This is a genomic window from Thalassospira sp. MCCC 1A01428, assembly GCF_002115825.1.
Lineage (GTDB): Bacteria > Pseudomonadota > Alphaproteobacteria > Rhodospirillales > Thalassospiraceae > Thalassospira.
This window is the reverse complement of record NZ_JFJZ01000005.1, coordinates 152748-170565: the sequence shown is the minus strand read 5'-3', so window position 1 is coordinate 170565 and position 17818 is coordinate 152748. Positions and strand designations below refer to the sequence as shown.

General features: G+C 52.1%; 14 protein-coding genes. 7 read left to right on the top strand and 7 right to left on the bottom strand.

Features of this window, described 5'->3' with window-relative positions:
* The first annotated feature begins 189 nt into the window (after positions 1–189).
* Positions 190–1383: an MFS transporter gene (locus tag THS27_RS06510; RefSeq protein ID WP_085589075.1), complete on the top strand. Its 1194-nt coding sequence runs from the start codon at positions 190–192 to the stop codon at positions 1381–1383.
* 230 nt (positions 1384–1613) lie between these two features.
* Here the strand turns inward: THS27_RS06510 and THS27_RS06505 are convergent, their stop codons facing one another.
* Genes THS27_RS06505 through THS27_RS06495 form a run of 3 tightly spaced genes read right to left on the bottom strand, consistent with a single transcriptional unit; the run spans position 1614 to position 4134 of the window.
* On the bottom strand, positions 1614–1736 hold the full coding sequence (locus THS27_RS06505) for a DUF2474 family protein (protein ID WP_085589074.1): 123 nt from the start codon (positions 1734–1736) through the stop codon (positions 1614–1616).
* A gap of 2 nt (positions 1737–1738) precedes the next feature.
* Positions 1739–2731 (bottom strand): cytochrome d ubiquinol oxidase subunit II, encoded by a 993-nt coding sequence (gene cydB, locus THS27_RS06500; RefSeq protein WP_085589073.1) that lies wholly within the window; start codon positions 2729–2731, stop codon positions 1739–1741.
* 17 nt (positions 2732–2748) lie between these two features.
* Entirely contained in the window at positions 2749–4134 is a 1386-nt protein-coding gene (locus THS27_RS06495) for a cytochrome ubiquinol oxidase subunit I (protein WP_085589072.1), read from the bottom strand.
* 571 nt (positions 4135–4705) lie between these two features.
* On the opposite strand from THS27_RS06495, the gene THS27_RS06490 reads away from it, so the two are divergent.
* Entirely contained in the window at positions 4706–5593 is an 888-nt protein-coding gene (locus tag THS27_RS06490; protein ID WP_085589070.1) for a hypothetical protein, read from the top strand.
* Between the two features lie 167 nt (positions 5594–5760).
* On the opposite strand, the gene THS27_RS06485 is transcribed toward THS27_RS06490, so the two are convergent.
* Entirely contained in the window at positions 5761–6648 is an 888-nt protein-coding gene (locus THS27_RS06485) for a LysR family transcriptional regulator (protein WP_085589069.1), read from the bottom strand.
* Between the two features lie 118 nt (positions 6649–6766).
* Here THS27_RS06485 and THS27_RS06480 point away from each other — a divergent pair, with 118 nt between their 5' ends.
* Positions 6767–7924, top strand: coding sequence for a YeiH family protein (locus THS27_RS06480; protein ID WP_085589068.1), 1158 nt, complete (start codon positions 6767–6769; stop codon positions 7922–7924).
* A gap of 365 nt (positions 7925–8289) precedes the next feature.
* On the opposite strand, the gene THS27_RS06475 is transcribed toward THS27_RS06480, so the two are convergent.
* Together THS27_RS06475 and adh are read right to left on the bottom strand one after the other, a co-directional pair.
* A complete protein-coding gene (locus tag THS27_RS06475) occupies positions 8290–8724 on the bottom strand; it encodes a DUF779 domain-containing protein (protein WP_085589067.1) in 435 nt (144 codons plus the stop codon).
* A gap of 72 nt (positions 8725–8796) precedes the next feature.
* On the bottom strand, positions 8797–10317 hold the full coding sequence (gene adh / locus THS27_RS06470) for an aldehyde dehydrogenase (protein ID WP_085589066.1): 1521 nt from the start codon (positions 10315–10317) through the stop codon (positions 8797–8799).
* Positions 10318–10684: 367 nt separating this feature from the next.
* Here adh and THS27_RS06465 point away from each other — a divergent pair, with 367 nt between their 5' ends.
* Positions 10685–12628 (top strand): sigma-54-dependent Fis family transcriptional regulator, encoded by a 1944-nt coding sequence (locus THS27_RS06465; protein ID WP_085589189.1) that lies wholly within the window; start codon positions 10685–10687, stop codon positions 12626–12628.
* A 53-nt stretch (positions 12629–12681) separates the two neighbouring features.
* Positions 12682–13143 carry a hypothetical protein gene (locus THS27_RS06460; protein WP_085589065.1) on the top strand — a complete coding sequence of 154 codons (462 nt, stop codon included), beginning with the start codon at positions 12682–12684 and terminating at the stop codon, positions 13141–13143.
* 57 nt (positions 13144–13200) lie between these two features.
* Here THS27_RS06460 and THS27_RS06455 read toward each other — a convergent pair whose 3' ends face one another.
* Positions 13201–13707: an Lrp/AsnC family transcriptional regulator gene (locus THS27_RS06455; RefSeq protein ID WP_085589064.1), complete on the bottom strand. Its 507-nt coding sequence runs from the start codon at positions 13705–13707 to the stop codon at positions 13201–13203.
* A gap of 141 nt (positions 13708–13848) precedes the next feature.
* Here THS27_RS06455 and asnB point away from each other — a divergent pair, with 141 nt between their 5' ends.
* Both asnB and glpD read left to right on the top strand, forming a co-directional pair.
* Positions 13849–15789 carry an asparagine synthase (glutamine-hydrolyzing) gene (gene asnB, locus THS27_RS06450; protein WP_085589063.1) on the top strand — a complete coding sequence of 647 codons (1941 nt, stop codon included), beginning with the start codon at positions 13849–13851 and terminating at the stop codon, positions 15787–15789.
* Positions 15790–16145: 356 nt separating this feature from the next.
* Positions 16146–17720 (top strand): glycerol-3-phosphate dehydrogenase, encoded by a 1575-nt coding sequence (glpD, locus tag THS27_RS06445; RefSeq protein WP_085589060.1) that lies wholly within the window; start codon positions 16146–16148, stop codon positions 17718–17720.
* Positions 17721–17818 lie beyond the last annotated feature (98 nt).

Genomic DNA, 17818 nt, shown 5'->3' with positions numbered 1-17818 from the left:
CCAGTTTTGTGCTTTAACAGGGTGCAGGTGCGTTAGGAGGGGGAGTATATCCGTTTGAATATCTGCGCTAAATGCATGGCAGGGCGGCTTTTTTCGCGCTGCTGATTTAATTGACTGCGCGCAGAGCGGGTATATCGTCAAAAGATCATTTTTGGCGCCACCACGCCGTTTTGCCGAAAGCCCCACCCGATGACCCTTAACGCCAGGCTGTTTTTTGCCTCGATGTTTTCTGCCCGTTTGGGCGATCAGTTTTTGCTGTTTATTGTGCCTTTGGTCGTTTACCAGACGACCCAAAGTGTTGCCCTTTCCGGGCTGGCCTATGCGGTGGAAACCCTGCCGCGTACGCTGTGTTTTCCCTTTTGCGGTATTTTGTCGGATCGCGTTTCCCCCATTCGCCTAATTCGGATGACCCAGCTGGGCCGGGCCGTTATTGCCACAGCGGGGCTGGTTTGTTTTGCCTTTTACCCCAATCCGGTCTGGGTGGTGATGATTTCGGCCTTGTGCGGGGTGCTGGCAAGCCAGGGTTTTATGGCGCGCGAAGTGATGCTGCCGCAAATTTTTGCCACTGCCCGGTTTGACCGGGTGCAGTCTCTGGCGCAAACAGTGGATCAATGCTGCATCATTATTGGCCCGCTGGCGGCGGCTACCCTGTTTGGGGTGACCAACTGGCAGGTGGTTGTGGGCGGGGCTGTGGTTTTGTTTTTGCTGGGCGAAGCCGCAATGATGGTTTGGCGGCGGATCAATACCGTAGAGCTGATTGAACCCGAAGTCACCACAACGCCGTTTATGGCCCCGTTGCGGGTCGCGTTTCATCATGTGATGTATTTACCGGGCCTAAAGCGGCTGGTGATTTTAACCGCTGCGATCAACCTTGTTTTCGGGGCGACACTGGCAACCTCGGCGGCAATGGTAACCGGCCTGTTTGACTTGCCCGGCAATTATTATGCGCTTTTGCAAACGCTGGGAGCCCTGGCAACGGTTGCTGTGCTGTTGATTATTGCGGCAACGAATATGGGTATCGGGCGTATTGGTGCCATTGGTTATGTCATGGTTATTGTAGGAGGTATCATTACCGCGTTCAGCCCCAATTACTGGGTTTATGCGTTGGGTTTTGTCTTTATTTTGGGGTTTGACGGCATGTATGCGGTTTACATTCGTACGGCCCGCCAGCGCATTATTCCTGCCCGCGACCTTGGTAAAACCACCGGGGTGGTGATTTTGTTTAATAATCTTAGCCTGCCGCTTTCCGGGTTAATTGTGGGTTTGGCGGCAAGCCCGGCACAAACCGGCTGGGTAATTTTAGGGTTAAGCGCGTTAATGATTGTTGCCGGTTTGGCCGTGACAGTTGGTATTTGGGCACGCAAACCTGTTGCGACCGCCTGACGGGCAGGGTTTGCTGTTTTACTTTAGCCGAAATGAAAACGGGCCACCCTGAATGTTGGGTGGCCCGTTTGTTGTTTGACTTATACCAAGTTTGCGCTGATCGAAACCGATCAGTGCAGCCGTCAATCGGCGGGCGGGCTTCTCTGAAGCCCTTGCCAATCGCTCTTGGGCCGCGCGGCGCTGTCGCGCCTAACAAGTTCTCAATGAGTTTCACTTATAGAAAACTTGTATTAGTTAAGCCCCATCAGGGCACGCAGGCCATAGGCAACGATGGTCAGTGTGCCAAGCCCGGCCAGATAAAGCCCGACAAACCATAAAAGACGTTGTGTTTTGCTGTTTTGAACCTGCGCCATGATTAATGATACCCTGCATCGTCAATTTTGCCGCGAAACACGTAATAGGCATAGGCGGTATAACCCAGAATGATTGGCAGCAAGATGGCCGCCCCCACCAGCATGAAAGACAGGCTGTTGTCTGGCGATGCCGCATCGCGAAAGCTGATAACCGGCGGCACGATATGGGGAAACAGCGTGATGCCAAAGCCCAGATAGCTTAGGAAAAACACCGAAAGTGTAATGCCAAAAACGGTCTTTTCCCGCCGTTTCACCGCATGCCATAGCCAGAACATCAACCCTACCGTCACAATCGGGATCGGGGCGAGGTAATAAATGTTCGGTGTTGAAAACCAGCGTTCGCCATAGGCCGGGTTTAAATAGGTCGTCATTAGCGAAACAACGCCAAGATTGGCCGCCATCCAGATCACCGCGGGTTTGGCAATGGCGCGTAATTTGCCTTGCAAGGGGCCGTCGCATTTCATAATCAGCCAACCTGCGCCAAGCAGGGCATAGCCGACAACAACGGCCGTGGCACAGAACACTGAAAACGGGCTGATCCAGTCAAACGCGCCGCCAATAAAATGTCCGTCCTTGATGTTAATGCCTTCGATAAAGGCGCCGAGCATCGCCCCTTGCATAGCTGCGGCAAGAATGGAGCCCGTGGCAAAGGCAACATCCCAGTGGTTGGTATGGTTGCGGCTTTTAAAGCGAAATTCAAACGCCACCCCGCGAAACACCAATGCCAGCAACATAATAATGACGGGAATGTAAAAAGCCGTCATTAGCAAGGAATAGGCTGCCGGAAAGGTTGCATAAAGACCACCGCCGCCCAGTACCAGCCATGTTTCATTGCCATCCCAGATCGGGGCGATGGAATTCATCATTTTGCCCCGGTTTTCCGATTTCCTTTCAAACGGAAACAGAATGCCGATACCCAGATCAAAGCCATCAAGCGTGACATAGGCAAAGACGGAAAAAGCAATCAGCAGGACCCAGATAAGTTGATAATCCATAATCTTTCTCCTGCCGGTTAATGTTTCGATGTGTCGATATGATCGACAACATTGGCATGATCGGCGCGATAGATTTCGTGCGGATCAATATGGGCGTGGCGCGGGTCCTGGCGCATGGCGCGCAGGATATAGGCGGTACCAACACCAAAGACGATGGTATAGGCAACAAAGAACGCGGCAAGCGACCCGGCAATGGCCACCGGCGATATGGGCGATCCGGCATCGGCGGTGCGCATGATGCCGTATATCACCCAGGGCTGTCGGCCCACTTCGGTGGTGATCCATCCCGCCAGAATGGCAATAAAGCCGCTTGGCCCCATGATCAGGGCAAAACGATGCAGCCATTTGCAGTCAAACAATGTTTTGCGATAGCGCGCCCACAGGCTGCCAGCCGCGACCAGCAACATCAGGGTGCCAAGGCCGACCATGATGCGGAAGGACCAGAACAGAATGGGGGCGTTGGGCCGATCTTCGGGGGCAAATTCGTTTAATCCGCGAATTTCACCATCCAGCGTATGGGTTAAAATGATGGAGCCAAGATAGGGAATTTCAACGGCATATTTGGTTTCACCCGCCGCCATATCGGGCCAGCCAAACAGGATTAGCGGGGTGCCACCCTTGGTGGTTTCAAAATGGCCTTCCATGGCGGCGACTTTGGCGGGCTGGTGTTCAAGTGTATTAAGGCCATGCATGTCGCCCGCAATGATTTGCAAGGGGGCAAAAATCGTGATCAGCCACAGGGCCATGGAAAACATGATGCGTGCCGCATTGTTTTCGCGGTTGCGCAGCAAGTGCCACGCGCCCACGCCCGCCACAACAAAGGCGGTGGTCAGATAGGCCGCCAGCACCATATGGACCAGACGATAGGGAAAACTGGGATTAAAAATAACATCAAACCAGTTTTCAACAACAATGCGCCCGGTTTCAATGGCGTAGCCAGCCGGGGTTTGCATCCAGCTGTTGGCAGATAAAATCCAGAATGCCGAAAACAGCGTGCCGATGGCGACCATGGCGGTAGCGGTAATGTGCAGTTTTGGGCCAACCTTGTTAAGTCCAAACAGCATGACGCCGAGAAAACCGGCCTCAAGGAAAAATGCGGTTAGCACTTCATAGGCCATAAGCGGGCCAATAACCGGGCCGGAAAGTTTGGAAAACGGCCCCCAGTTGGTGCCAAACTGGTAGGACATAACAATGCCCGAAACCACCCCCATGCCAAAGGCCAGGGCAAAGATTTTTATCCAGAATTTATAAAGCGACAGATATGTATCATTGCCGGTGCGCAGCCACATCGCTTCAAGCACCAGAAGAAAACTGGCCAGCCCGATGGTCAGGGACGGGAAGATAATGTGAAATGCCATGGTAAAGGCAAATTGCACACGCGCCAGTATGTCAGGATCAAGCATTGCCTGGTTGTCCTTATGTTAAGCGAAGCTCCCTGTATTTGATGCCTCTGCCTGCGCAAAGACTGTTTTGCAGCCATTGGGCTAGTGATCAGGTAAAGGCGACACCCATCTCGATGGGGTGTTCTTGGGCGCCAGCCTACGCAACCTCGGGATCTGAAGGTCATCTTTACCGGCACCGATCTTTTGGTAAAGCACTTGCTTGAATGCTGCATTGCGAACGCGCAATTTTCATTGAAATAATTACAAAAAACTACATGTGCCAAAAACTACAGGAGCTTTCGTATGGGGGGACTGGGGCGATCCGTGATAATCATCGCGTGTAAAACTGGAGCAATTTTTTGTTTTGAAGTTGCATGAAGAGCCATTCTGCATGTTCAAGGAGTAGTACGAAGAAACTCAAGTTTCCTAAATTTGCATCCGTTTACTTGTTGTCAAATGCTTGAAATTCCTAGATCTCTGCGATGTTTAATATACTATATATTTTGATATTAGCATCCTCGTTGTCAGGCGAGATATTTTTCTAGTGGATTAGATAGGTAATTGGGGTTTCTTTTTAATCAGGGCGGGGGAAATGACTGAAATTGAACATAAGGAATTTGAGCAAAAATCATTGTGTCCAAAATTCGATCGTTGGGTTCTTGCCGATAGTTGGTCTGCATTTTTGGCGAATCTGCCGATAATAAGTGTTGTTTATGTGGGGCTTATTATTGTTACAGTTTTGAGTACGTATTTTGATTCGTCTCTTATCTCAGGCAGAGGAATGGATCTTTCTTGGTCGACCACTTTAATATCATATTTGTATGACATCCCTTTGGCAGTTCTGAGTGTTTTTATGATTTCGATTTTGATGTATGTTGTGCACTCTACTATTCTGGGTGGAAAGTCGTCCTGGGATGCACTTTTATCGGAGAAGAAGAAAAACGTAAAAAAATTCTCAAAGCGATTTCTGCTAATGTTTCTTGCCGTCTTTGGCTTAACGATGCTCATTCAAATTGTCGTTCTTCTCATGATTTTTGCTTTGGGTTCAAAGCCGCCGGCCATTAAACTCATGATTACTTTGGGGGCGATATGTTCTCTGGTTGTATGTGTTGTCGTTGCGTTGTCGGTGACCTGGCCAGCTTCGGCTGTTTGGTGTGAGGATAAAACTTGGAACCGTGCTCTTCTTCGTGGAAGAAAGAGCTTTTGGTATCTCGTAAGTCGCCATTTTTTTATTTTGCCGGTTTTTTTGGTGATGGCAGGTATTTTGTTTGCTGTCGTGCTGCCAATTTTAATTTCCAAGGTTGGAAATGGCGGGGTGCCTGTTGAACTTACTTTGGGAGTTCGTTTGTGGGGGAGCTTCCTTTTTAGTCTATTCGGCGGTGTGGTGTTTATTTTTTGGATAGTCGCGCAGACCGTAATTATTTCTCGTGCTTTGCTCATAGGCGAAGCACGATTGCCCGCTGTAGAAACGTACGAATAGTTTTATGCTGCCGATGCAGTACGGGAACCCGTTAAAATGTGATATTCAGTTTTGGGTGCGTTAAGTCTTTGCCCCGGCAATAGGACAACTTTAAAGAAAAATGGATCGGTAAAGGGACTGTTTTTGATACTTGGTCTATGAATGTTTGATCGGGGTGGACTTAGAGTTTAATTGTTCAGCGCAATATCGGCGAGCACGCTGGCCGCGCGGCTATGATGACGTTCCTTGTGATGCAGCATCATGAAAGACCGTTCGGGCAGGGTGATGTTTGCGGCAAATAATCGGCCCTGTTCGATGAAAGGCAGGGCGACGCTGCTGGAAACGACGGTGGCAGCGTTGCCGGCGGCTGCGGCCGAAATTACCGATTCATTTGAAGGTAATGTCAGCACGACATTAAGGTCATCGGCGTTTTGCCCGGCACGTTTCAGGGCATTTTCAAATTCGGATCGCGTACCTGACCCGGTTTCACGCAAAACCCAGCTGGTGTGTGTGACCAAATCATCGAAGGTTAAAGGTGCTGCTGATTTGGCCCAGATATGATCGGGGCCAACTACCACCATCAATGCGTCTTTGGCAATTTCGCGCATCATCAGGGCGGGTTCGTTTATTTTGCCTTCGATAAAGCCTAAATCGGCAGCGCCTTCGACAATAGCGTCGCTGACATTTTTGGTATTGCCAATCACAAGGTTAATTTCGATACGCGGGTATTGGTCGTGAAAGCACATTAACACTGGCGGTAGCCAGTAACTGGCGATGGTCTGGCTGGCCGATACATTTAACGTGCCGCGCTGTAATCCGCCCAGTTCGGTAAGGGTTAATTCGGCGGCACGGGCGCGGGCAAGGGTGGCGCGGGCCTCGACCAGAAAAATCCGCCCGGTATCGGTCAGTTCGATCCGCCGTCCGACGCGGTGAAACAGCTCCACCCCATAAAAAGTTTCCAGGTTTTTGATTGCGGCACTAACGGCAGATGGTGTGAGATTGATGATTTCGGCTGCCCGTGTCAGATGTTCGCGCTGGGCCACGGCAACAAAAATGCGCAATTGTTCGAATGTCATGGTGCGATGGCCTTGTTTAATCGTGCAGTAAAATCGAATGATTTATATCATTTTATTCGATGGAAACGAACTGTGTAAAATGTGAAATTCCGCCTGTATCAATTCTACAGGTGTCGCGATGTTAATTTTTGATCGTATCAAATTGCTTTTGCCCGGCCTTGCATTGACAGCAGTAATTTCACTGGTGGCGCAGATTGGCGAGAAGGTTGAATTAAGTTTGTTTGGGCATCCGTGGATTGAGGGGCTGGTACTGGCGATTTTGCTGGGTACGGCATGGCGCAGTATTTTTGGCTTACCGGATAAATTTGATGCCGGTGTTAACTTTAGTGCCAAAACCATCCTGGAAGTGGCGATTGTGCTGTTGGGGGCGTCGATCAGCATTGAAGCCTTGGCAGGAGCCGGATTTTACCTGGTGGGTGGTATTGTGCTGGTGGTGTGCCTGAGCCTGGCCGTTAGCTATATCATTGGCCGGGCATTGGGGTTGCCAGTGCGGCTGGCGATACTGGTAGCCTGTGGTAATTCGATTTGTGGCAATTCGGCAATTGCCGCTACCGCCCCGGTGATCGAAGCTGACGCCGAAGATGTGGCGGCGTCAATTGCCTTTACCGCCGTTTTAGGGGTGGTTTTTGTGCTGGTTTTGCCTTTTTTGCAGCATGCATTGGGAATGTCGGCAACGCAATACGGGGTTTTCGCCGGGTTAACGGTTTATGCCGTGCCCCAGGTGCTTGCGGCAACGGCCCCGGCAGGGCTGGTGGCAACGCAAATTGGCACTTTGGTTAAACTGGTGCGGGTTTTAATGCTTGGGCCTGTGATTTGTGCGTTAGGGCTGGGGGCGCGCCGCCAGATGGCGCGCAATAATGTGGCGCGGGCTGAAACCGTTTCTGTTTTGCCCGCCGGCGCAGGTGCAAGCGCGATGACGATGGTAAATGACGGCGATAGCGCGACGGCAGATGATCGGCAGAATGATGGTATGCAGGCCGTAAAGGCGGGACGCGGTGTGGGTCTGCCGATCAGCAAATTGTTGCCATGGTTTATTGTTGGTTTTCTTGCCATGATGACATTGCGATCAATGGGGCTGCTTCCTGACGCAGCGGTTATTCCGATGCAGCATGTCTCGTCGATCTTAACGGTGATGGCCATGGCCGCATTGGGGCTAAGTGTTGATGTGCGCAGTGTCATGAATGCCGGCGGGCGGGTTGTGTTTGCTGCCAAATTATCTCTTATCTGCTTGTCGTTGGCTGCGTTTGGGTTGCTGGCAGTATTGCAGATCGCCTGATTGATCACGAAGTTCGTATCGGAATTTATGCACTGCTCGAGACATGATGCCGATAATATTGACAAAATTTAATTGAATATATACGCCATATGTTGGTTTCAGGTGAGGAAGGAGGAGTGAACTGCTTCGTCCTCGTCGTTACTGCTACACGGCAAAAAAAGTCCGCCATCCCGTTGCGGGTGGCGGACAAGTTTGCAAGATAAAGCGTTGGCGCAACCGGGACCGTCCGGGGCGGGGTGGACAACTCGCATGGGACGGGAGGCAAGGTGTTTGCGCCACATAAACCAGATCGGGGTAAAGACCGGCTCCGTTTTATCTCGCTGTGTACAATGTGGTTTTGGGCTGGTCGCTAGTCAGCCGGGTTTTCAGGTTTTTGTTTGCTCTGTGTCCTTTAGTTTTGCCCATTCATCGTCGCTAAATACGCGTGATCGGGTTAAAAAGCGTTTTCCTTCGGGGCCTTCAAGCGAGAACATGCCGCCACGGCCATCAACCACATCAATGATCAGCTGGGTATGTCGCCAATATTCAAATTGTGCAGCCCCGATATAAAAAGGGCTTTCTTCAATTTCGCCCAGCAATACATCCTGCGCGCCGGTTTTGAAATCGCCCAGGGCGAAGCACATTGGCGCGCTGCCGTCACAACATCCACCTGATTGATGAAACATCACCGGACCGTGAATGTCTTTCAAGGTCCGTATCAGGGCGATTGCGGCATCGGTTGCGGTGACGCGGGGCGGAATATCGTTTGCAGTTTTGTCGTTTGTTGTTTCGCTGGAAGAAGGCGCTTTATCATTGGTCATTTCTGGCTCCTGTTCCGGGAATGTTGCCGGGCCACCCGGGAGGGAGACGGCCCGGCAACGCTCAGGAAGAAATCAGAAGAAGCCCATCGGTTTCGGATCGTAGCTGACCAGCAGATTTTTAGTTTGCTGATAATGGTTCAGCATCATCTTGTGGTTTTCACGACCGATACCCGACTGCTTGTAACCGCCAAAGGCAGCATGGGCCGGATAGAGGTGGTAACAGTTGGTCCAGACACGGCCAGCCTTGATGCCGCGCCCAAAGCGGTAAGCACGGTTGGCATCGCGGGTCCAGACACCGGCACCCAGACCATAAAGGGTGTCATTGGCAAGGTGCATGGCTTCGGCTTCGTCCTTGAAGGTGGTGACAGAGACCACCGGGCCAAAGATTTCTTCCTGGAAGATGCGCATCTTGTTGTGGCCCTTGAAAATGGTCGGCTGGATATAAAATCCGCCCGCCAGGTCGCCTTCAAGTTCGGCCCTGTTGCCACCACACAAAACTTCGGCTTTTTCCTGTTTGCCAATATCAAGATAGGACAGGATCTTTTCCATCTGTTCGGTGGATGCCTGTGCGCCGATCATGGTGTCGGTATCAAGCGGGTTGCCCTGTTTGATTTTGGCAACGCGCGAGAGAACGTTATCCATGAATTTGTCATAGATGCTTTCCTGGACCAGCGCACGCGACGGGCAGGTGCAAACTTCGCCCTGATTCAAGGCAAACATGGTTAGTCCTTCGGCGGCTTTCTGGCGGAAGTCATCGTCCTGTGCCATGACGTCGGCAAAGAAAATGTTGGGTGATTTGCCGCCGAGTTCCAGGGTGACCGGAATGATGTTTTCACTGGCATATTGCATGATCAGACGGCCAGTGGTGGTTTCGCCGGTAAAGGCGATTTTGGCGATGCGGTTGCTTTGTGCCAGCGGCTTGCCAGCTTCGACGCCAAAGCCCTGTACAACGTTCAATACACCGGCAGGTAGCAAGTCACCAATCAGGTCCAGTAACACACAGATGGATGCCGGGGTTTGTTCGGCCGGTTTTAAAACAACGCAGTTGCCAGCGGCCAGTGCCGGAGCCAGCTTCCAAACCGCCATCAGGATCGGGAAGTTCCAGGGAATGATCTGGCCAACAACGCCCAGCGGTTCATGGAAATGATAGGCAACGGTGTTGTCATCAATTTCGCCAAGGGAGCCTTCCTGTGCGCGGATGGCACCGGCAAAATAACGGAAATGGTCAATCGCCAGCGGAATGTCGGCTGCCAGTGTTTCGCGCACGGCCTTGCCATTGTCCCAGGTTTCGGCTACCGCCAGCATTTCCAGGTTCTGTTCCATGCGGTCGGCGATTTTATTGAGGATATTGGCGCGGTCCGTAACCGATGTTTTGCCCCATTTTTCGGCAACAGCCTGGGCAGCATCAATCGCCTTGTTAACGTCTTCTTCGCTGGAACGGGCAATTTCACAGAAAACCTTGCCATTTACCGGCGACACATTTTCAAAATAGCGGCCCTTTGCCGGGGCGACCCATTCGCCACCGATAAAGTTTTCATAACGTGATTTGAAAGAAACAAGGCTGTCGGAATCGCCAGGGTTTTTGTAGATCATTTGAACTTAACCTCCGTGATGAATGGCGTTTTGCCACTTTTTTAATTTCTCCATCTTCAGTCTGGCAAAGGCTGTGCCAAGTTGTGGCGAATGATACGAGACAGGTAAAATTTTATAACTTTCAAAGGGTTGCAGGATTTTTATGCTGAGGATGTTGTGTCCCGTTCTGGCGGGAGGACCGTGACAGTTGGGACAAAATGTTTCGTTTTTGACACATCTTTTATGCTTTGGTCGCAGGGTGACGAAACAGGTTGGTGCTTGTCGCGGGCTTTGTTAGGATTTGGCGGTGACCGGGTTGCTGTTCCTACGCAGTGCAGGCCAGAAAACAGGCCATGAAAACAACCGGCACAGGAAAAAGGAACGTCTGATGTCTGGAAGCCATGCCGGTGGACGGATCGAGGCTGCCTTGCAACTGAGCGGTGTTGCCCAGAACCGTGCTGTCCTTGATTCGTGGCAGCGATGCCACGACCAGTTCGGTCTTGTTCACGAAACAGCCCGACGCCCCGAAATTATATCTGAAAGCCAGACCCGCCAGCGCCGGGATCGTAGTGGCCGGTTGTTTCACCATGCCCATGAAATGGTGCGCACCCTGTATCGCAAGATCGATACGGCGGGGTATGCGGTTTTTCTAACCGACCGCGACGGGGTTATTCTTGATAGCGTCGCCGCCCATTCCATGCTGCCTTCTTTTCGTACCAACGGCCTTTTGCCAGGGGCGATCTGGAGCGAGGAACGCGAAGGGACCAATGGTATTGGTACCTGTCTGGTTGAAGGGCGGCCTATCACCATTCACAAGGACGAACATTTTTTAACCCAGCATGCCGGGCTGACCTGCACTGCGGCACCGGTGTTTGATCCGGATGGCAAAGTGTGTTCGGTGCTTGATGTTTCCGCCGTGCGCAATGACATTCGCCGTGAAGATTGCCTGCGGGTACGCAGCCTGGTGGCCGATTATGCCGACGCGCTGGAACGCATTTTGTTTTTTGATGAATGCGCTAACGATATTATCGTGCATTTGCACCCCGATGCCGAACATGTTGGCACCGCGCGCGACGCCCTGATCGCGGTGCGCCCGGACGGGGCGATTACCGGCAGCACGGCCCTTGCACGCAGGTTGCTTTCGGCGTTGGGCGGAGCGCAAAATATTCAGTCCCTGCTGGGCGCGGACCTGGACAGCTTAATGGCGCGGATGATGCCTGTAAACCCGGTTGCCACGAGCAATACCGGCACGCAGGCCGTGCCAATTGGCGGTGGCGGGGTGATGTTTGGCCAGTTAACCCTGCCCGAAAAACAGCGTCGCCGTTTTTATACCGCAAAACCACAGCCGGCAAAGCATCCGGCCAATGACAGCCATGATATTCCCGATCAGGACGGCGTCCTTCGTCGCTTGTTTCAGATGGGCAGCAAATTGCTGGCCAATGATATTCACCTGCTGATGTCGGGTGAAACCGGCAGCGGCAAGGAACATTTGGCGCGCGCCATTCACAATAGTGCCATGGGGGCGGGTAAACCGTTTGTTGCCATTAACTGTGCGGCCTTGCCCGAAAGCCTGATTGAAAGTGAATTGTTTGGTCATGCCAGCGGAGCCTTTACCGGGGCCGCGCGCGACGGGTTTGGCGGGCGCATTAAACAGGCCGACGGAGGTACACTGTTTCTGGATGAAATTGGCGATATGCCGGTGGGTATTCAGGGGCGGTTATTGCGGGTGCTGGAACAACGTTGTGTCGAGCCGTTGGGCAGTACCAAGTCGGTGCCGGTAAATTTTCGGCTGATTTGTGCATCCAATGTTGATTTGGCCCATGCGGTTGCCAACGGCAAGTTCCGCGAAGACCTGTTATATCGCATCAAGGGCGCGCGCCTGGCTTTGCCGCCGCTGCGCGAACGGGCAGATATGGCCGATCTGGTGGCGCGGTTGTTGGCGGGGTTTGCCAGAAATGGCCCGGTGCGCTGCGACGATAGTGTGATGGATCTGTTGCAGCGCCATAACTGGCCTGGCAATGTGCGCGAACTGGTTAATGTGTTGCAATATGCCTGTGTTTTTGCCGAAAACGGCGTCATCAAGGTGTCGCACCTGCCCGATGATTTGCAGGGATTGATCAAAACCGCCGATGCACCGGCGCCGAAGCAGACCAACGGCCATAACCCCCTGTGGCAGGCCGAGCGCGATGCCCTTGGCCAAGCCCTGAACGATCAGTGCTGGCATGTGAGCAAAACCGCAAAAATGCTGGGGATCAGCCGGAATACCCTTTATCGCAAAATGGAAAAATACGGCATCGAGCGTACCGGCCGCAACGGTATCGCCTGGTTTTAGAACATGAAAACGAGGGGCTATAAGCAGGGCCGGTTCCAGCACCGGGGCCGATAATGCAACTGGGTGTGCGTGCGCGGGTTAAAGGTTGTCCTGACCAGGTGCCGAGCGCGTATCTGGATGTGATGGTCAGCTATGGGTTTATCGATAGCCGCGTTATGAAAACCCCGGATTATCAAGGCAAACGACTGCCAAACATAGTGCGCCCTATCGGGGTGCTTTATGTGACCTGTGATTTTGAAAATGCCGTTTCTGGTGCCAACAGGTTCCGTGTGGGGACGGCATTCGTACCGTTGGCAAATGACCGGGGGATAACAATAGCAGCTATGATTGGCCGGGATACGCCACGGCCTATCTACTTTTGGTTTATATTGTCGATGCTGTGCAGCCAGTTATCGTTCAGCGACCTTAAGGCCATTTTGGATAAGGCTTCTGACACACCGAACGGATCGAACAACCTGTCTAATCCGATCTTTGAGGCGTTTAATGAGGTACTTAGTGGGAAGGTGGATTTCTAAATTCGGATGAATCCGAAACCTGAACAAATGGCTTTTGGGCTGTTTGTTGCGGCTGGTTTAATCGGACAGCACACCGCGCAACGGGGTGGGGGCAGTCAGGCTGTCGAGCGGGTAGCCCGCGAAACTTTTGGTGCGTTCCATAACGATATGGCCGCGAAAGGTTTCGATGCCGATGCTGTCTTTGATCAGCTTTTCCTTGATGCTGTTAAAATGCGGAATATCGCGGCAGATCATATCAAGGCTGTAATCGAATGGCCCGGCGATTTTGTAACATGAAATAACTTCGTCGACTTCGGCAATGGCGGCTTCAAACTGTTTGAAATCCTCCACCAGGTGGCTGCCCAGGGTGACTTCGGCCATTACATGCAAATTTGCACCGATCTTATCGAGGTCGATATCGGCAATATATTGCGAAATCATGCCGTTTTCTTCGAGTTTGCGCACCCGTTCCAGGCATGGTGATGGTGACAGGTTTACCGCCTCGGATAAATCGAGGTTCGATATCCGGCCATTGGTTTGCAAGATTTGCAAGATGCGAATGAAAATACGGTCAAGTTTCAGCATTCCATGCTTATGCCTTAACCCGGCATGAAAGAAAAGTTACTGATTTCCATTGTCGCGCGCGCCGGCGTTCGCTATTACCGGAGCAGATCCGGAAAGCGGCATTTATCGCGGGCGAATTGATCAGGGCAGCAGGGGCATTTTATGTGCGGTATTACCGGCCTGTGGATACCAAAGCAATCAGAACACGGCAGCCTTGGCGACACGGTTGCTGCCATGAACACTGCCTTGCTGCATCGCGGCCCCGATAGCGGTGATGTATGGATAGATGATGCCGCTGCAATTGCCCTGGGGCAACGGCGTTTGGCAATTATTGATTTGAGCGATGCCGGCAAACAGCCCATGCATTCCGCCGATGGCCGTTATGTAATGGTCTATAATGGCGAAGTTTATAATGCCGAGGATTTGCGCGCCAAACTGGCCCGCAACAATATTGCCTGGCGCGGCCATTCCGACAGCGAAGTGATATTGGAAGGTTTTGCCCATTGGGGCATTGCCGAAACCCTGAAATTGCTGATTGGCATGTTCGCCATTGTGTTGTGGGACCGGCAAAATCGTAAATTGACCATGATCCGCGACCGGCTGGGTATCAAGCCGTTATATTGGACGCATCATGACGGCAAATTTGGCTTTGCATCGGAATTAAAGGCACTGGTTGCGGGTGGCATATGCCCGCGTGATGTGGATAGCGGGGCGCTTGACGCTTATTTGCGCTTTGGTTATGTGCCGTCGGGCCAATCGATATATCGCAAAACACGGCAATTGCGCCCCGGTCATATGATTGAAATTGATAGCGACGGGCAAATTCGTGATTCCGTTTACTGGTCAATGGAAGATGTGGTTTTAAATGGCCGCAACAACCGCTGGGCCGGGGATGACGATAGCGCGATTGAAGCCCTGGAAGATTTGCTGCGTGATGCCGTGCAACGCCGAATGGTGGCCGATGTGCCCCTTGGTGCGTTTTTGTCGGGCGGAATTGATTCATCGACCATCGTTGCCCTGATGCAGTCGGTATCGGACCGCCCTGTCAAAACCTATTCCATCGGGTTCGAAGACGAGGCCTTTAACGAAGCCGCCTTTGCCGGTGCGGTGGCAAAACACTTGGGCACGGACCATACCGAGCTTTATGTAACCGCCGATGACGCCCTGAATATCGTGCCCAAACTGGCCGATATGTATGATGAACCGTTTTTTGACAGTTCGGGCATCCCCACGGCATTAATGTCGACTTTGACGCGCAAGGAAGTCACCGTGGCCCTGTCGGGCGATGGCGGGGATGAAACATTTGGCGGATATAATCGCTATTTATGGGCCAAAAACCTGGCAAAAACGGCAAAGTCCATTCCGTTTGGCGCACGGCAGATCGCCAGTGCCTTGACCCTGCTATCGCCGCGCCAGTGGGACCGTGTGTGTTCGGTTTTGCCGATTGGCGGTAAAGCGGGCACGATTGGTGATAAAATTCATAAGGTCGCGCCGCTTCTGGCGATTGGCAACGATATTGACCGTTATGTTGCCCTGCTGGAATTGTGGGACCCGGCGACCTTGCGTCCGGGTGGCCATGATGGAGAAAAGCCGGCACCTTTTCATGTGCCGGGCGAGAAATTTTCGCGCAATCGTAACCTTGATTATGTGTCGTCGATGCAGGTTATGGATACGATGATGTATATGGTCGACGATGTGCTGACCAAGGTTGACCGGGCATCAATGGCGGCCTCGCTTGAGGTGCGCGTGCCCCTGATTGATCATCGCGTGATTGAATTTGGCTGGCGTTTGCCAGTACATTTAAAGATTGATGACGGGGTAGGGAAAATCGCCCTGCGCCGAATATTGCACAAATACGTACCCGACGAGCTGATTAACCGGCCCAAAACCGGTTTTGGTGTGCCATTAGCCGCGTGGTTGCGCGGGCCATTGCGCGATTGGGCCAATGATTTACTGGCCCGGCCCGCCCTGTATGACGATTTTGGTCTTGATCGCAAAATAATCGACCGGGCAATGAAAGATCATCAAAGCGGGGCCACCAATAATGCCCATCGTTTATGGTCGATCCTGATGTTGTCGGCCTGGCAGCAACGCTGGCAATAGCGGGCAGGGTGGTTCTACCCTGCCGGATTGATATTTTCCTGCCTGTTTGATGCCGTATATGCGCGCAGATGTCCTTTGCGTGTGATGGTTTGCATCTCTCGAAAATATTTTCGAAATATTACATTTTGGTTGCGTTTTGGTAATCGGTGGCTTGCAGTTTGCCCTGCGTGCAAGAAGATAATTTCCTGATTTCAGTGTTTTATGCGTCCAAAATGTTGTGTTGCGAAGCTGTATGGCGACGATCCCACAGGGCGATATTCGGTGCTGACTTTCAAAATGTCATAATCTCCATCTTGAAAAATGTTCGTAAATGAAATAAATAACGTTCATTCAGAAAAATTATCAAGGTCAAGGCAATGTCAAGCGCGTCGCAGCAATCCGGTTCAGCACTTAAAACCCGGCCCGTCCCTGGCGGGGATTATGACCTTGTGGTTATTGGTGGTGGTATTAACGGCACCGGCATTGCGCGTGATGCCGCCGGGCGTGGTTTACGTGTTTTACTGTGCGAAATGAACGACCTTGCCAGTGCGACATCTTCGGCCAGTACCAAACTTATCCATGGCGGGTTGCGGTACCTGGAGCATTATGAATTTCGCCTGGTGCGCGAAGCATTGAAGGAACGCGAAGTTTTGTGGGGCAATGCGCCACATATTATTTGGCCTTTGCGCTTTGTGTTGCCCCATGTGCCGGGATTGCGCCCCACATGGATGATCCGGTTGGGGCTGTTTTTATATGATCATTTGGGCGGGCGTAAAAAACTGCCGGGCAGCGAAGGCATTAATCTGGCAACCCATGCTGCCGGGCAACCTTTAAAGGGGGAATTGCGCAAGGGGTTTGTTTATTCTGATTGTTGGGTTGATGATGCGCGTCTGGTCGTGCTGAATGCCATGGATGCGCGTGATCGCGGGGCCGAAATTTTAACCCGGACAGAATGTGTTGGCGCGGTGCGCCATGCAGATGGCTGGGACGTTACCTTGCGCGGCAAGGATGGCGGCGATGCCCGTGTTGTGCGCGGTAAAATGCTGGTGAATGCTGCGGGGCCGTGGTGTGCGTCGCTGATTGATCCGCAAAATGGTGTGGTGGATGCGCAAAAAACAGCATCAATTCGTTTGGTTAAAGGCAGCCACATTGTGGTGCCCAAACTGTTTGATCATGACAAATGCTATATTTTTCAAAACCCCGATGGTCGCATTGTTTTTGCCATCCCCTATCAGGGCGATTTTACCCTGATCGGCACCACCGATATTGACTATAAAGGCGATCCATCCAGGGTGAAAATCACCGAAGATGAAACAGCCTATTTGTGCGAACTGGCAACCAGCTATTTTAAAAAACCGGTTACACCGGACACGGTTGTCTGGGCCTATTCCGGGGTGCGGCCGCTGTATGGTGGTGAAAGCGAAAACGCATCGAAGGTATCGCGTGATTATACCCTGAAGCTGGATGACGGGCCGGGCCATGCGCCGCTTTTGAACATTTTTGGCGGCAAAATTACCACCTATCGAAAGCTGGCCGAGCACGCCTTGCAGATCATTTGCAAAAAACTTAACCGCGATGATGTTTCGTGGACGGAAAATGCCGTGTTGCCGGGTGGTGATTTACCCGGTGGTTTTGATGTTGCCCTTGATCATTACGGCCAGCGTTATCCCTGGTTGCCAAAAACCATGTTGCATCGTTTGTTGCGGGCTTATGGCAGTAAAATAACAGTTATCTTGGCGGATGCCGGAAGCCTGGATGATTTGGGCCAGCATTATGGGCAGGGTTTATACGAAGCCGAATTACAGTACCTGATCGGTCAGGAATGGGCGCATGATGTGGAAGATGTGATCTGGCGGCGGTCCAAACTTGGTTTGCGGTTAAGCGAAAACGAAATTTCCCGGCTGCGCGCACGACTGGCGCAGGATGGTAAGTTTGTTCGGGCCGCCCAATAACCGGTAATCTATGACCCGCAAGCTAACGCCACCCCGCAAGAATGCGGGGTGGTAAATATATTTCCTGTTGCATTTGATCTATTCCAAACGGAACGGCA

Excerpts from the sequence above, each read along its gene's own strand:
- THS27_RS06510 (WP_085589075.1), top strand. The coding sequence starts at position 190 with ATGACCCTTAACGCCAGGCTGTTTTTTGCCTCGATGTTTTCTGCCCGT.
- THS27_RS06505 (WP_085589074.1), bottom strand. The coding sequence starts at position 1,736 with ATGGCGCAGGTTCAAAACAGCAAAACACAACGTCTTTTATGGTTTGTC.
- cydB (WP_085589073.1), bottom strand. The coding sequence starts at position 2,731 with ATGGATTATCAACTTATCTGGGTCCTGCTGATTGCTTTTTCCGTCTTT.
- THS27_RS06495 (WP_085589072.1), bottom strand. The coding sequence starts at position 4,134 with ATGCTTGATCCTGACATACTGGCGCGTGTGCAATTTGCCTTTACCATG.
- THS27_RS06490 (WP_085589070.1), top strand. The coding sequence starts at position 4,706 with ATGACTGAAATTGAACATAAGGAATTTGAGCAAAAATCATTGTGTCCA.
- THS27_RS06485 (WP_085589069.1), bottom strand. The coding sequence starts at position 6,648 with ATGACATTCGAACAATTGCGCATTTTTGTTGCCGTGGCCCAGCGCGAA.
- THS27_RS06480 (WP_085589068.1), top strand. The coding sequence starts at position 6,767 with ATGTTAATTTTTGATCGTATCAAATTGCTTTTGCCCGGCCTTGCATTG.
- THS27_RS06475 (WP_085589067.1), bottom strand. The coding sequence starts at position 8,724 with ATGACCAATGATAAAGCGCCTTCTTCCAGCGAAACAACAAACGACAAA.
- adh (WP_085589066.1), bottom strand. The coding sequence starts at position 10,317 with ATGATCTACAAAAACCCTGGCGATTCCGACAGCCTTGTTTCTTTCAAA.
- THS27_RS06465 (WP_085589189.1), top strand. The coding sequence starts at position 10,685 with ATGTCTGGAAGCCATGCCGGTGGACGGATCGAGGCTGCCTTGCAACTG.
- THS27_RS06460 (WP_085589065.1), top strand. The coding sequence starts at position 12,682 with ATGCAACTGGGTGTGCGTGCGCGGGTTAAAGGTTGTCCTGACCAGGTG.
- THS27_RS06455 (WP_085589064.1), bottom strand. The coding sequence starts at position 13,707 with ATGCTGAAACTTGACCGTATTTTCATTCGCATCTTGCAAATCTTGCAA.
- asnB (WP_085589063.1), top strand. The coding sequence starts at position 13,849 with ATGTGCGGTATTACCGGCCTGTGGATACCAAAGCAATCAGAACACGGC.
- glpD (WP_085589060.1), top strand. The coding sequence starts at position 16,146 with ATGTCAAGCGCGTCGCAGCAATCCGGTTCAGCACTTAAAACCCGGCCC.